At 52.2% G+C, this 14,326-nt stretch carries 9 protein-coding genes; 6 read left to right on the forward strand and 3 right to left on the reverse strand.

Annotated elements, in window-relative coordinates; genetic code table 11:
• The first annotated feature begins 400 nt into the window (after window positions 1-400).
• Window positions 401-1,801: a protoporphyrinogen oxidase gene (gene hemG, locus JWJ90_RS14390; RefSeq protein WP_205227930.1), complete on the forward strand. Its 1,401-nt coding sequence runs from the start codon at window positions 401-403 to the stop codon at window positions 1,799-1,801.
• Between the two features lie 300 nt (window positions 1,802-2,101).
• On the opposite strand, the gene dnaA is transcribed toward hemG, so the two are convergent.
• Window positions 2,102-3,421 (reverse strand): chromosomal replication initiator protein DnaA, encoded by a 1,320-nt coding sequence (dnaA, locus tag JWJ90_RS14395; protein WP_205227931.1) that lies wholly within the window; start codon window positions 3,419-3,421, stop codon window positions 2,102-2,104.
• A 986-nt stretch (window positions 3,422-4,407) separates the two neighbouring features.
• Between dnaA and JWJ90_RS14400 the strand changes: the two genes are divergently transcribed.
• The 4 genes from JWJ90_RS14400 to JWJ90_RS14415 all read left to right on the forward strand — a co-directional run bounded on the left by JWJ90_RS14400 (window position 4,408) and on the right by JWJ90_RS14415 (window position 10,800).
• Window positions 4,408-5,919, forward strand: coding sequence for a cobyric acid synthase (locus JWJ90_RS14400; RefSeq protein ID WP_205227932.1), 1,512 nt, complete (start codon window positions 4,408-4,410; stop codon window positions 5,917-5,919).
• A gap of 98 nt (window positions 5,920-6,017) precedes the next feature.
• Window positions 6,018-7,103: an aminotransferase class I/II-fold pyridoxal phosphate-dependent enzyme gene (locus JWJ90_RS14405; protein WP_205227933.1), complete on the forward strand. Its 1,086-nt coding sequence runs from the start codon at window positions 6,018-6,020 to the stop codon at window positions 7,101-7,103.
• 3 nt (window positions 7,104-7,106) lie between these two features.
• Window positions 7,107-8,069: an adenosylcobinamide-phosphate synthase CbiB gene (gene cbiB / locus JWJ90_RS14410; RefSeq protein WP_205227934.1), complete on the forward strand. Its 963-nt coding sequence runs from the start codon at window positions 7,107-7,109 to the stop codon at window positions 8,067-8,069.
• A gap of 271 nt (window positions 8,070-8,340) precedes the next feature.
• A complete protein-coding gene (locus tag JWJ90_RS14415; protein WP_205227935.1) occupies window positions 8,341-10,800 on the forward strand; it encodes a cache domain-containing protein in 2,460 nt (819 codons plus the stop codon).
• Here the strand turns inward: JWJ90_RS14415 and JWJ90_RS14420 are convergent.
• Both JWJ90_RS14420 and JWJ90_RS14425 read right to left on the reverse strand, forming a co-directional pair.
• Complete coding sequence (locus tag JWJ90_RS14420) at window positions 10,797-12,632, reverse strand: HAMP domain-containing sensor histidine kinase (RefSeq protein WP_205227936.1); 1,836 nt, start codon at window positions 12,630-12,632, stop codon at window positions 10,797-10,799. The genes JWJ90_RS14415 and JWJ90_RS14420 overlap by 4 nt on opposite strands.
• Before the next feature lie 82 nt (window positions 12,633-12,714).
• Window positions 12,715-13,410: a response regulator gene (locus JWJ90_RS14425; RefSeq protein ID WP_205227937.1), complete on the reverse strand. Its 696-nt coding sequence runs from the start codon at window positions 13,408-13,410 to the stop codon at window positions 12,715-12,717.
• 188 nt (window positions 13,411-13,598) lie between these two features.
• Here JWJ90_RS14425 and phoU point away from each other — a divergent pair, with 188 nt between their 5' ends.
• The gene (gene phoU / locus JWJ90_RS14430) at window positions 13,599-14,273 is read left to right on the forward strand and encodes a phosphate signaling complex protein PhoU (protein WP_205227938.1); all 675 of its coding nucleotides are present in this window, start codon (window positions 13,599-13,601) and stop codon (window positions 14,271-14,273) included.
• The last annotated feature ends 53 nt before the right edge of the window (window positions 14,274-14,326 follow it).

The raw sequence follows: 14,326 nt of genomic DNA on the forward strand, positions 1-14,326 counted from the left end.
GAATAATTACTTTTTCTGCCAATCTCGGCGTTATACGAAAAATTTTATCCTCGGAATATCATGTATATGCCTGCGGTAAAATTTTTAGCATGCCTCGGAGTCTACGCTTACCTGACCTTGATTGAAAAATCTAATTATTCAAGACACTCTAAAGATACACACCCAATAACTTAAAGGCGTGCTGGCAGGTGCCTGCACAGCAGACTGACGGCATAAGCAATGCAATCAAAAGAGATTAGCCTTTGCAAAATCAGTAAAATACAAAGTTTGGATAAGCGTTTTCCCGACAATACCGGGGAGATAGGCTCTTCCTTTTATTCGGCCAACATGGTAAGCACGATTAAATCACTGTCAAGTTTACCAACCACCCCCAAAAAATGAGGCGATTTTCCTCCCTTCGATGAACGATTCACACCTAGATGTCTGTATTGTCGGCGCTGGCCTCTCCGGCTTAAGTGCTGCTGTCTTTATCAATAAACACCACCCCGAAATCAATCTTCTGGTGCTGGAACAGGAAGATGTCGTGGGTGGAGCCATGAACTCTTTCAGCGATCATGGCTACCAGGCGGAATGGGGCCCTCACGGCTTTCTTGATAACTGTGAGAAAAGCCAGGAGTTGATCCACCTTGCCGGTTTAGAAGGCGAACTCAACACCGCTCCCTTACGTCGCTTTGTCCGCTATGTCTGCCTGGATGGCAAGCTCCGCCTTATTCCCCAGTCTCCCCTGAAAATTCTGCGAGCCCCTCTTGTTTCCTGGGGCGAGAAGCTTCGCGTCCTGGGGGACCTCTGGCAACCACCTCTGGATGATGAGCCAAGCGTGGCTCAATGGGTGGAACACCGTTTTGGACCGGCCCTGCTCCCCTTTGCCGATGCCGTTTTTACCGGTACCTATGCAGGCGATATCGAGCAGCTCAAAATCGATGCGGTTATGCCGGGAGTTCGGGAGCTGGAACGACGCCATGGCTCCGTGATTCGCGGGGTACTGAACAAAATACGTGGCAAGAAAAAAGAGAGGGGAAAAAAGAAGCGGCTCCCCTCCATGATTAGCTTTTCCCAAGGGATGGGCATGCTCCCTGCCCGGCTGGCTGCAAATCTATTTGCTCGAGGCCAGCTACGCACCTCCTGTGCGGTAACCGCGCTGGAACACTCCGATGAGGGCTGGCGGGTCCTGGCCGATGGTGAGATACTCCACTGTCGCCACCTGATTCTGGCCCTGCCGGTCAATCGCAGCCTGAGCCTGATCACCGCGGCCCTCCCCACACAGCCGCCTCCCCAGACCATTATTCCCGAGGCTCGTATCCTCTCTGTCCTCCTGGGCTTTGATGAGCGGGCAAAGATCCCCTTTGGCTTTGGCTACCTGGCCCCGGAAATAGAAGAACGATTTGCTCTGGGCGCGCTGTTTTCGTCGCACATGTTTCCCGGTCGAGCCCCTGAAGGCTGTCAGCTGATGGAGGTACTGGTGGGGGGCAGACGCCACCCTGAGAGGCTGGAGCTCAGTGATGAGGCGTTAATCGATCAGGCCTATAAAGACCTGAGCCAGCTGATGGAGTTGCCCAAACCGATCTACACCAAGGTACTGCGCCCCAGTGCCGGTATCCCCCAACTGGAAGAGGGCTACGCTCGCCTGCTCGCCTGGCGTGAAAACATGCACCGCAGCCACCAGGATCTGCACTTTTGTGGATTTGGCTGGAACGGGATAGGCATTAACGACATGGTTAAAGAGGCACACGCCATTGCAGAGCGTGTCTGCAAGCGCAGCTCCGGGCAGCGAAGCAACGAGGTGAAAGGGGTTTATTTCTAAAGGGTGTCTTGAATAATTAGATTTTTCAATCAAGGCCAAGGATTGCGCAAAATTTTACCGCAGGCATATACATGATATTCCGAGGATAAAATTTTAAGCATGACGTCGGGATTGGCGGAAAAAGCAATTATTCAAGATTCCCTAAATTGAAACTATCAGCGGTACACGCCGCCTTGCACACCCGGTAAAACGCAAAAACGGACTGTCCCTTGGTAGGGCAGTCCGTTTTTGCGTTTAGAGAGCCTGATCTATATTACCTGAATCCGTGAGATTCATCGGTGTCCCTGCCAGGGCATCGCATCAGTTCTTAATTTTTCGACACAACAACTCGACCTGCTCGCGAACTGCCGTCTGCTGCGACATATTCTTAGTGATGTTTTTTATTGCGTAGAGCACAGTGGAGTGATCGCGATTGTAGATGCTGCCGATATCTGCAAGGGATTTATCGGTGTATTTACGCGTCAGATACATGCCCACCTGCCGGGGAAAAGTGATCGCCCGTTTGCGGGAACGGGAACGCAACGCCTCGACGCTGACCTGGAACTGACGGCCAATCAACTCGCGAATGGTCTCCGGGGTAACCTCCACCGGGGAACCGATCAGGTTGTAAATCACATCACGAACCATACTCAGATCGGCCGGTGCCTTATGCAGACAGGCCTTGGCTTTGATCCCCATAATGGCGCTTTCCATACGGCGAATATCACCCTGCAGGCTTTCCGCCATGAACCCCACCATATCTTCATCCGCCCCCAAGCCATGGGACTGCATCTTATGGCGAATAATCCGTGCACGGGTCTCATAATCCGGAGACTGAATCCCCGTTACCAGACCAGAGGTCATGCGACTGCGAAAGTCCTCATCGAGCCCCGCGAGTTTCGACGGGGCGACAGCAGAGGTCAAAATAACCCGCCGACCGGACTTGATGAGATAGTCCAGAATCGTATTGAGCTCTTCCTGGGTCTTGTTCTTGTTGGTGAGGGTGTGCACATCCTCGACCAGGAGCATATCGCAGTTATTCACATAGCGTCTGGAAAACTGCTCCATGCGGTTGGAGCGGATGGATTTAACCATATCCGCAGAAAACTGCTGGGCCGTCAAGTAATGCAGACGGGTGGAAGGGGCTGATCGTAACACCTGATGCACAACGGCCTGGGTGAGATGACTCTTTCCCAGTCCCGTGGTGCTGTTGACAAAAAGACAGTGACCAAAGGTAGAATCGCCAGTCGCCAAGGCATGGCAGGCTGATCGGGCAAGAATATTCGACTCGCCGACCATAAACTGATCAAAGGTATATGCCGGGTGCAAAGAGCGGTAGCGCGGGGCCTGCTTGGTCATACCGGGCAGACGCAACTGGCCTCCCTTATCGCTCTCTACCTGCAGGGGCGGTTGGGCAGCCACCTGTAAACGGACATCGGCAATAGTCCCCAACTCCTGTGCCTTGGTACGAATAAGCTCAAGATAGCGATCCTCTACCCAAGCACAAAAAAAGCGGTCCGGCCCTGCAAGCTCCAAGACCTGATCGTTTTCCCGCTTGCACTCAAGCGGTTTGATCCACAGGCCGAATTCGCTTTCCGGTAAGCTGGCGTGTAAAGAGGTTTTAATCGTGTTCCAGAGCATAAACTAATTTGTCCATTGTTGTTGAAATCATTCCCAGAGGCCACTACGGCCGTTTTTCGATAGGGGGTGATTTACTGCAAAATCCCGCTGAGGGTCAAAAGCGGTTTAGCTCGATTTCATTTCACAAACGAGAATATTGTCAACATCTCGAATTCCCTTGGAGGCAATAGGCTTTGCGAAAATCGATCGCCGCAAAACCCGATCTGCACGTTAGTTTTTGACACTTGCCATTTTTGTTCAATAATTACAATTAATTAACACTGAATCCCCAATGTTTTCAACAGCTTTTCAACAAAATAGTAACTCAATAATACTCAATGATACTCAACAAAGCTCTAGAATACTCTAAATTCAGCTTATGAGACATGCAGTTCTTCTAAGCCCTTTACACTCCATGGTTTCAGCCAATTGGGGACCAGGAAAAAAATCTTTATTTTTTTTCATCGGTTTTTTCCCTTTATTTTCAATAGTATAAAAACATACCCCGCGCCATCCCCCGCAGTTGCGGCCATTTCCAGCCGTTAGCGGTTTCGATTCTTGACCGAAAACCAACATGTAAGGGGAAAGGTGAAAAAGGGAGAAGGACATTGGTTCCTTGCCCAGAGCCCATGGGGCCATATCTATAGAACAGGGACAGTAAAGAACCCCATCAAAGCAACAACGCTACACGGGGATGCGTACCAACAGGGGTGCCAGCCTTTTTGCAGGGGGATGGAGAAAAAGAGAAAGCTGTTGACTGTTGCGCTCTGATTCTCTATTACTCCACAATTACTCCTGAATCTGTGAAGATTGATGAACCTTTCTTCCCTGGCCCGCCCCGCAGATTGAGGAAATTTCCACCAGGCCCTGAGCGCCACTTTCGTTGTCCCCTTTTCTCAAAGCACCTTGGATGATGCACTTTTGACAACGCATCGATGTTCAGGCCTCTCATTCAGCGAGAATCTACACCGACTTCATCTGGCCCGGAGGCCGGAAGAGGAGGAACCATGTCACAAAAAGCAGCCTGCCTGGCCGTCTTCGGAACCGGCTCCGATGTGGGCAAAAGCATTGTCACCACGGCGCTTTGCCGAATCTTTGCCAATTACGGCCTGAAAGTTGCCCCGTACAAGGCTCAAAACATGTCCAATAACTCCGGGGTCACCCCTGAGGGGTTGGAGATGGGACGAGCCCAAATTGTTCAGGCCGAGGCTGCCCGCATTCCTCCCCACTGCGATATGAACCCGGTTTTGTTGAAACCGGTCAGCGATGTGGGCTCACAGGTGGTCCTCAATGGCGCGGCCTGGATCGACGCTTCATCGCAGGATTACTACACCAAAAAGGATTTTCTTTTTGGGGAGAGCATTGCCGCCCTTGAGCGTCTGCGCAGTGAAAACGACCTGATTATCATGGAAGGGGCCGGATCCTGTGCCGAGGTCAATCTGATGGCCAACGACATAGTCAATCTGCGCATGGCCGCTAAGGCTGAAGCACCGGTTATCCTGGTGGCAGATATCGACAGAGGCGGAGTTTTTGCCCAGGTTGTGGGCACCCTGGCCTGCGTGTCACCAGAGCAGCAACAACTGATCAGCGGCTTTGTCATCAACCGCTTTCGTGGCGATATTGCCCTGTTTAAAAATGGAATCGACTGGATTGAAGAACGGACAGGCAAGCCGGTCTTTGGCGTGCTGCCCTGGTTTAAACATTTTCGCATCGAAGCAGAAGATGCTGTGGTTATAGAAAATTCGCCCCGTTTCACTCCTGGCTCTGCAAGTGATCCCACCATTGGCGTGCTGCGCCTACCGCATATTTCAAACTTCACGGATTTTGATCCGCTCAGTGAACTTCCAGGGTGCAACCTCGCCTACCTGCAACAGCCACAGGACCTCAACGGTCTTGCAGCGGTCATCCTTCCGGGATCCAAGTCCACCTGCTCCGATCTCCAATGGCTGGTGGAGAGTGGCTGGAAAGATCGTCTCATGCGATACCGGGCTGAAGGTGGTCATATTCTGGGTATCTGTGGTGGCTACCAGATGCTTGGCACCTGGGTGCGCGATCCCGATGGCATCGAGGGTACAGCGGGCTCAACCAAAGGCTTGGGACTGTTGCCTGTGGAAACGGTACTCAAGGCCCCCAAGACAACGACGCTGACTGATTTTCGTTGGCAAGGGATTTGCGGACGCGGCTACGAAATTCACATGGGCCGCACCGATCCTCCCAAAGAGCAGAGCCTCATGACTGTTGACCGACGCAACGGGATTGACTGCAACGATTTTGATGGTTGCCGCAGTGAGGATGGGTATGTCGTGGGGACCTACATGCACGGCCTTTTTGACGCGCCCGAGATTACCCAGCACTGGCTCAACGCCATCGGCCTTTCTCAGGTGCACGTGGATACGCAGCACGGACCCGCCGCACGGGATCAGGCCTATGAGCAACTCGCCGAGCACACCGCCAAGCACCTTGATATTGAAGGCATCATTCGCCTGCTTCCTCAAGAGCTGCAAGAGAGGTTGCGCTAATTCAAATTCGGTGTTCTCACCAGGGGAAACAAAAACCTGCAGCACGAGTCGCAGGCTGTTTGCCCCGCTTTGTAAATGACCAGGAAAACGAGGCAGTAATGATTGAAGGACATGGTGGCAACGTCTTTGCCCTTGCACAGAAGCTGGGGTGCCCGGCTGAAGACATCACCGATATGAGCAGCAACATCAACCCTTTAGGCTCAATGCCGGGTTTAATTGAACACATTACCCAGCAGTTGCACCGTATCCAATCCCTGCCTGAGGTTGATGGTCGTGCAGCTACCCGTGCCATTGCCAGGCTCCTTGACGTAGCCCCGGAGCGGGTGCTTGCAGGCGGCGGCACCACCCAGTTTATCTACACCGCCTGCGCGGCTCTTGCCTCCAAACAGGTGCTCATTGTCGGTCCGACCTATGCCGATTACACTGATGGCTGCCGGGTGCACGGCATCGAACCGCAGTACTTTATCACCCGTCCTGGGGACAACTTTCTTCCGAACCTGAACGAATTACATCAAGCTCTTGCCCAGGTGGATACGGTTTTTCTCTGTAATCCCAACAACCCTACCGGCCAATTGATTGATCATAGAACCTTGAGAGAACTGTGCCTTGCCCATCCCCAGGTCCGTTTCATCATTGATGAATCCTACCTGCCCTTTGCACCGCTCGCACAGGCTGCCTCCATGACGACCACGGAGCTTGACAATGTGATCGTGCTTTGGTCGGTGTCCAAAATTTTTGGTATGCCTGGCCTGCGGGCCGGGTTCCTGGTGGCCAATCAGGGGGTGGTCGACCGGTTCCGTCAGTACATGCAACCCTGGTGTGTCAATAGCCTGGCCCAGGAGGCGGTCCTCTTTCTCGGTGATCACCTTGAAGAGGTGCAGACCTTTATCACCAGAACCCGAGACTATCTATCCCAGGAAGGAGCGCTCTTTCAACAACGCCTGGCCCATGCACCTCTCACCATCTTTCCGAGCCTGACCTCGTATTATCTCCTGCAGCTGGATACTCCACATACCGCAACGGAGGTCTGTACCAAGATTGGAGAGCAGCGATTTTTAATTCGCAACTGTGCCAATTTTCACGGTCTGGATGATCAATTTATTCGCATTGCCCTCAAAGATGCGGCCACCAATGAACAGGTCTGCCGTCACCTGCTTGCCGCTGTCTCACCCACGGAGGATTAATTAATGGAACTTCCCCATCTGCTGCCCTGGTTGGCTCTTCCTGCGGCCTTTATCCTGGACACTCTGCTCGGAGATCCGCGCTGGCTCCCCCATCCGATCCGCTGGATGGGCAAGGCCATTGAGCTTTTCGAGCCCCTGTTCCGGCGTTGGTTTGCAAATGAGCAGGTTGCAGGAGGCGTCTTTGCCGCCACCCTCATCCTTGGTTGTTGGGGTGTAAGTTTTACTCTTGTTTCTCTTGCCTATGGGTTCAATTTGTTGGTGGGCTTTGTGGTCGAAACGATTCTTCTTTTTTACTGTCTCTCCGCCCGCTCACTCACCCAGGCTGCCATGGATATTCATGAATCCCTTCTGGAGGGTGAGGTTGATAACGCCCGCTCCCAGGTGGCCATGATTGTGGGACGAGATGTCAGTCAATACCAGGCCGATGACATTGCAAGAGCCACGGTAGAGACGGTTGCCGAAAATTCAGTGGACGGTGTTATCTCGCCGCTCTTTTTTGCAGCTCTGGGTGGGGCGCCCCTGGCCCTTGCCTACAAGATGGTCAACACCCTTGATTCAATGGTGGGCTATAAAAACGAGCGTTATCTGCACTTTGGCCGTATTGCCGCCCGCATTGATGATGTAGCTAATTTCATACCGGCTCGAATTGCGGTTGTCTGTATAGCCCTGTTAAGCCGCCTTGTCCCTCGGGGCTCCATGCGTGCCGCCCTGCGTACAGCCTGGAAGGAAGGGAAAAACCACGCCAGCCCCAACGCTGGCTACCCAGAGGCAGCCTTTGCCGGCGCCTTAGGGGTTGAAATGGGTGGCCCCAACATCTACCATGGTCAACTGGTTGAAAAACCCTATATCGGCAAGGGACTCAACCGTATCACCCTGATTCATATTCCCCGGGCTTATCAGCTGATGTACTACACGGCTGTCTTTTGCACCCTGCTTGCAGCCGGGCTACGCTTGATCACCCTTTAAACCGCCGGTCAGCCCAGACGACACCTGAACGCATGGATAATTTGGGTTAAATCGGAGAGGAACACAGGAACAGTTCTTACTTGCAAACGCCCGAAAACCAGCGATTCTAATCGTTTCCAGGCGTTTTTTCGTTTCCCGACAGGGGAGAACCCAAAAATGATTTGACGCCTGCCCCCTGATTCCCGTCTAATAAACTCAGTGAATTCTCCAGAGTTATCCGATCTCCTAGCAACTGTTCGGCGTTTTCCCTCTACCTTCATTTTGGGACTGCATGCGCTCTAAAAACAGCCTTCGTTTCACATTACTGCTCAGTCTGCTCTGTCTGACCCTATTCACCGTGGGGACAGTGGGATCCATATGGATACAGCAGGAGTACGCCAAATTTGAAACTGAATCGCAAGCGCTACGAGCCTCCTTTCTTGCCGAGCAAAAAAAACGAATTAAACAAGAAGTCGATCGGGTCACGGCCTATATCGACTATCAACGCTCTACCACCGAAACAGCCCTCAAGCTGCAGATCAAAGAACGGGTGGATCAGGCCTGGAGTCTGGCCAATGCCCTCTATCAGCGCTACCACACCCAGAAATCAGCCGCAGAAATTCAAGGGATGATCCGTGAAGCCCTGCGGGAGTTACGTTTTTCACAAGGCCGGGGATATTATTTCATCTATGAACTGGGAGGAACCAATGTTCTTCTCCCCTTTTCCCCCCAGCTTGAAGGAACAAACCTCTGGGATCTCAAAGACAGTAAAGGGCTCTATACCATTCGCCGCTTCAACGACATTATCGTGGATCAAGGTGCGGGCTATCTGCGCTGGCACTGGTACAAACCCGGTGAAACCAAACGCATGTCCGAAAAAATAGGTTATAGCCGCCGCTTTGCCCCCTACAACTGGTTTATTGGAACCGGTGAGTACATTGAAGATATGGAACAGGAAATTCAGGCTCAGACCCTTGCCTGGATCAACACCATCCGTTTTGGCCAGGATGGCTATATTTTTGTCTACGACTATCAGGCCAATACCCTGGCCCATTATAAGGCGGAAAACATTGGGGTGAACCAATGGTCGTTTCGCGATGTAAACGGCATTGCAGTGCTGCAGCAGCTGATTGAAGAGTGCCGAAAAAACGGCTCCACCTATCTCAACTATCAAAGCACCATCCGCCCCACCACCGGAAAAGCTGGCCGAAAAATGGCCTATGCCCGATCCGTTGACGCCTGGCAATGGATTGTCGGCTCCGGGGTTTACCTGGATAAACTCGATAGCCTGCTGGCAGAGAAACGTGACGCCTTAAACCAAAAAATCAGGCACAATCTTTTTGTCATTACAGCACTGCTCGTGACACTTTTCTCTGCACTCTTGATCATCTCCCGCCTGATTGTTGGCCGCATTGGGGCTAACCTCCAAAAATTTACACTCTTTTTTGAGCAGGCTGCCACAGGGAACGCGCCCATTGATGAGAAGAAGGTCCATTTCAGCGAATTCAGAAAACTCGCGCATACAGCCAACTGCATGGTTGACCAGCGACAAAAGGCAGAAGCCGAGGTGAGCGAACTCCAGGAACAACTGGTGCGCAGCAGAAAAATGGAAGCATTGGGGGTCCTTGCAGGTGGCGTGGCCCATGATCTGAACAATGTTCTTTCCGCTGTTGTGGGCTACCCTGACATGCTTCTGGCCTCCATGGGCAAGGATAATCCCCAACGCCGAGCGATCGAGGCGATTCGTGACTCCGGCATCAAGGCGAGCGAGATTGTCCAGGACCTGCTCACTCTGGCCAGACGTGGCATTCTGCAGCCGGTCGTACTTGACCTCAACCGCCTTATCCGCTCCTTTCTTACAGCACCGGAGTGGGCACGCATTCAGGAAAAAAATCCCAACCAGACCATAGAGACAAACCTGGCTCCGGACCTGTTACGGATCAAAGGTTCACGTGTTCACCTGCAAAAGACAGTGATGAATCTGATCGCCAACGCGGCCGAGGCCCAACCTACTGGTGGCCAGATCACCATCAGCACCACAAACTGTTACCTGGATGCCCCACCATCTGGCTATACCCAGGTTAACGAAGGCGATTATGTAGTCCTCACAGTACGCGATCAGGGGAGCGGTATTGCTCCAGGAGATCAGGACCGTATTTTTGAACCGTTTTTCTCCAAAAAAAATATTGGCCAATCCGGCACCGGGCTTGGCATGACGGTAGTCTGGGGAACTGTGGAAGATCACGCGGGCTACATCACGCTGCACTCTGAAGTGGGAAAAGGCACGGAGTTTTGTCTCTATTTCCCGGCCACACGAGAGGAGGAGCCGGGGCAGGTCAAGGACAAGCTGGAGGCCTATTGTGGCCGGGGAGAGCGGTTACTGGTGGTGGATGATTTAGAAGAGCAACGGGTTCTGGCCAGCATTATGCTGGAAGGATTGGGCTATTCGGTGACAACGGCAACCAGTGGTGAGGAAGCCATAGAGCGGCTGCAAGACGAAGATTTTGAACTTGTCCTTCTGGATATGATCATGCGACCGGGGATTGATGGGCTTGAAACCTACCAACGGATTCTTCTCCAGAAACCACAGCAACGGGCCATTATTGTCAGTGGATTTGCGCAAACCGAACAGGTGCGCGAGGCGATGCGACTTGGTGTACAGGGCTATCTGAAAAAACCATTCACCCTGGCCGGAATGGCCAGGGTGGTGGCGGAGGCATTGACACCCCCCGAAAGCAAGCCAGAGCCTTAAACCGCCTCGGAAGCTGTGGGGGTGGAAGGTGCATCGACGCGGGGCAGGGTGATAGTGAAGGTCGAGCCCTTCCCCGGGGTACTTTCGACCTCGACAGTGCCCTCATGGGCATGGGCAATATGTTTCACTATGGCAAGTCCCAGTCCGGTCCCGCCAAGGTCCCGTGAGCGAGCCCTATCACACCGGTAAAACCGCTCAAACAGACGCGGCAGATGTTCTTTGGCAATACCAGGACCATTATCAATGACGCTGAAATGGACCAGTTTTTCCCCTTCAACCGTACGACTCCCCTGGCAACTCAGGGTAATACGGGTACCGTGGGGGCTGTAGGCAATGGCGTTATTGAGCAAATTGATAACCGCCTGCTCCAAAAGTGGTTGATTGATAGGGGCGTAGAGTTCGTCATCGCACTCCACCTCAATGACAATATCCTTTTCATCAGCCCCAACAGCACAGGTCTGGAGAACACTCTCCAGAAGCGGCCCTACCTCGGTAACCTGTAGCTCAACATCCTCCCTGCCTTCACGATCTTCGATCCGGGAAAGAATCAGAAGATCATCGACAATGGCATCAAGGCGATTAGCCTGCCGGATAACAATATTAAGAAATCGACGGGCATTATCCTCATCGTCAACCGCTCCATCAAGTAATGTCTCCACATAGCCTTTAATGGCCGTGATCGGTGTTTTCAGCTCATGGCTGACATTGGCAACAAAATCCTGACGTATATTTTCCAGACGGTTGAGTTTCGTCAGATCATTCATCACCAAAAGCGCGCCCATGCTCTTATCGGCCTCATCACGAAGCGGGACGGAATGAATCTCCAGCATAACCGGCTCGGCCCCGTTAAAGAGGGTGACCTTCTGCTCCTGCTGACTGTTATTATTCAGGGTGAAATCGATCATCTCCAAGATATAGGGATTGCGGATAACGCCCTGCACCGCCTTGCCTTTAACGACCTCAGAAGGCAGTGTAAAAAGATTGGCCGCGGCCTGATTCATACGAATGATATTTTTCTCGGCATCGATAGCCACCACTGCATCTGCCATACTGGAGAACACCGCCTCCAGCTCGTTGCGCTGCTGAATAATCACCCGAACGCGTCTGTTGATCTGATCGGCCATCTGATTGATCGAATTGGCAAGCCCGGCCATCTCCATGGACATATGCTCGCTGTCAATCTTCACTAGCTGATCAATCCGGCCCTTGGTCAGCTGCTCAGCCCCGTGCTTCATCTGCTCCAGAGGGCGACTGATCCGCCTGGCCGCATAAAGGGAAAGAAGAATAGCCAAAACCAAAACAGCAAAGGCGATTCCCAGTATTTTCTGGCGATAACTACTCGTCTCCTTTTCTATGGGGGTCACCGCTTTGGCCATGCGCAGGATGCCCTGATGCTGGTCCGCTCCCAGAGCGATGGGAATGGCCCCATACAGCATACTCTCTCCCAGCGTGTGACTGAAACGAATGGAAAAACCTGGCTCCCCCCCCAACGCCACCATGACCTCAGGCCGCTTGCCATGATTTTCCATGACTTTATAATCTTCATTGGAGTCGGCCAAAACAACGCCATCGCCATCGATTACCGTTATACGGGAACCGGAACGCCGACCATTTTGACGAATAAATTCCTGAAAAACTTCGGGATTCCCCTGACTCATTTTGCTGACGGTGGATTCGATCAAAAGGGATCGTTCCAACATATCTTCTTTGAGATGATCATAAAAAAATTTATTCCCGGAGGTGATGGTCATCCAACCGGTGATCACCATACACAAAACAATAATGGCAATTGACGAGGGAAAAATTTGCCAGAAGAGGCGGACATTTCGCATGGGTTCTCTCTACATTTGAGATTATGCTTTAAACCTGAATCCGTGACGGCGGGTGATCGCTGATCAGTAGATTCTTCGGGTTTCACTCGCGAATACGGTACCCTATTCCACGGACGGTCTCAATACATGCTCCGGCAGAACCAAGTTTTTTCCGCAAACCAAAGATCTGTACATCAACGGCTCGTGGCGTAATACTGTAGTCGTACCCGCGCACCTGATCAATAATCTGCTGCCGGGAGAAGACCCAGCCCGGTCGGCCCGCCATCAATTCCAGAATGGTGAATTCCGAGGCGGTCAGATGCACCTCCTCCCCGTTAACCCGCACCTCATGGCGTCCGGAATGAATCTCCATACCATGGCGACTGATAAAACCGACCTCCTCCTCAAGTGCGCCTCCTGCCTCAGGTTTACGACGTATGGAGGCCTCAAGCCGGGCAATAAGGACCCGGGGGCTGAAGGGCTTGGTGACATAATCATCGGCACCGCACTCCAAACCGCTGACAATATCATCCTCTTCACTTTTAGCCGTTAACATAACTATGGGCAGGCCTTTAATATTTTCCTGGGAGCGCACCACACGGCAGACCTCATGCCCATCCTTTCCCGGCAGCATCAGATCCAGCACCATGGCATCAAAAGCTTCTCGGCCCAACTTCTGCAGAGCCTCCTCGCCTGTATCTGCGCAGGTCACGTTAAAGCCAGCCTTAATCAGATTATAACTGACAAGCTGTTGGATGTCGGTGTCATCCTCGACAACCAGTATGCTTGGTTTTTTCACATTGAACTCCTCTGTTCCTCGAAAATAATTTGCAAGCTACTGTTATGCAGCCCCGGCCTGCTTGCAAGAAAAAAGAAAAGCGCTAACATTATCCTAACCTGTTTTTAACCCAGCGAAAATGGAGGTAAAGTAATTAGCATATTGATTTTTTGTTTCACTTTCAAAGCGCCTAATGCGGAGGAGACACCGTGAGCAGACATATGTATTTCCATAGGGAAATCGAGCACTTAAAAAAAATGATCCTTGAGCTGGGCACCCTGGCCGAAGATCGATTGCGGCGGGCCAGCAGCATCCTTGACTCCGCAGACGACAAAGAGGCCCAGGTCTTGATGACCTCTGACTGGGAAGTGGATGACATGGAAATCCAGGTCGAAGAGGAGTGTTTGAAAATTCTTGCTCTGCACCAGCCGGTGGCCCGCGACCTGCGTTTGATTGTCTCGGTCATTAAAATAAACAATGAGCTGGAACGCATTGCCGATATTGCCGTCAATATTGCCAAGCGTGTGCTCACGATCAACAAAAACAAACCGGCCTCCTGCACTTTTTCCTTTGATTACCGCCCCATGGCAACCAAAGCCCTTGAGATGGTCAAGGCCGCTCTTGATGCCCTGGTAACAGAGGATGCGAGTCTGGCTCGGCAGATCTTTCTTATGGATGACGAGGTCGACCAGGAAAGGAACAGGGCCTACAAACTCGTGGTGGACGAGATAGGTACGAGTGGGGAGGGGGCAGCCTGTATGATGAATCTCTACCTCATCGCCCGCCATCTGGAACGGGTTGGCGACCGCGCTAAAAATATCGCAGAGGAAGTTATTTACCTGGTTGAAGGGGAAATCGTGCGCTCGACCTCTGATCCCCATTAACAGGACAAAGCAGCAACCACCATCCTTGCGGGGTACAGCTCTTCAGCCTGTAC

The sequence above is a fragment of the Desulfobulbus rhabdoformis genome (assembly GCF_016919065.1).
Taxonomy (GTDB): domain Bacteria; phylum Desulfobacterota; class Desulfobulbia; order Desulfobulbales; family Desulfobulbaceae; genus Desulfobulbus; species Desulfobulbus rhabdoformis.

Bases quoted from the DNA above. Each gene is read 5' to 3' on its own strand.
- JWJ90_RS14400 (WP_205227932.1), top strand. From the start codon at position 4,408: ATGTCACAAAAAGCAGCCTGCCTGGCCGTCTTCGGAACCGGCTCCGAT.
- JWJ90_RS14415 (WP_205227935.1), top strand. From the start codon at position 8,341: ATGCGCTCTAAAAACAGCCTTCGTTTCACATTACTGCTCAGTCTGCTC.
- hemG (WP_205227930.1), top strand. From the start codon at position 401: ATGAACGATTCACACCTAGATGTCTGTATTGTCGGCGCTGGCCTCTCC.
- dnaA (WP_205227931.1), bottom strand. From the start codon at position 3,421: ATGCTCTGGAACACGATTAAAACCTCTTTACACGCCAGCTTACCGGAA.
- cbiB (WP_205227934.1), top strand. From the start codon at position 7,107: ATGGAACTTCCCCATCTGCTGCCCTGGTTGGCTCTTCCTGCGGCCTTT.
- JWJ90_RS14405 (WP_205227933.1), top strand. From the start codon at position 6,018: ATGATTGAAGGACATGGTGGCAACGTCTTTGCCCTTGCACAGAAGCTG.
- JWJ90_RS14420 (WP_205227936.1), bottom strand. From the start codon at position 12,632: ATGCGAAATGTCCGCCTCTTCTGGCAAATTTTTCCCTCGTCAATTGCC.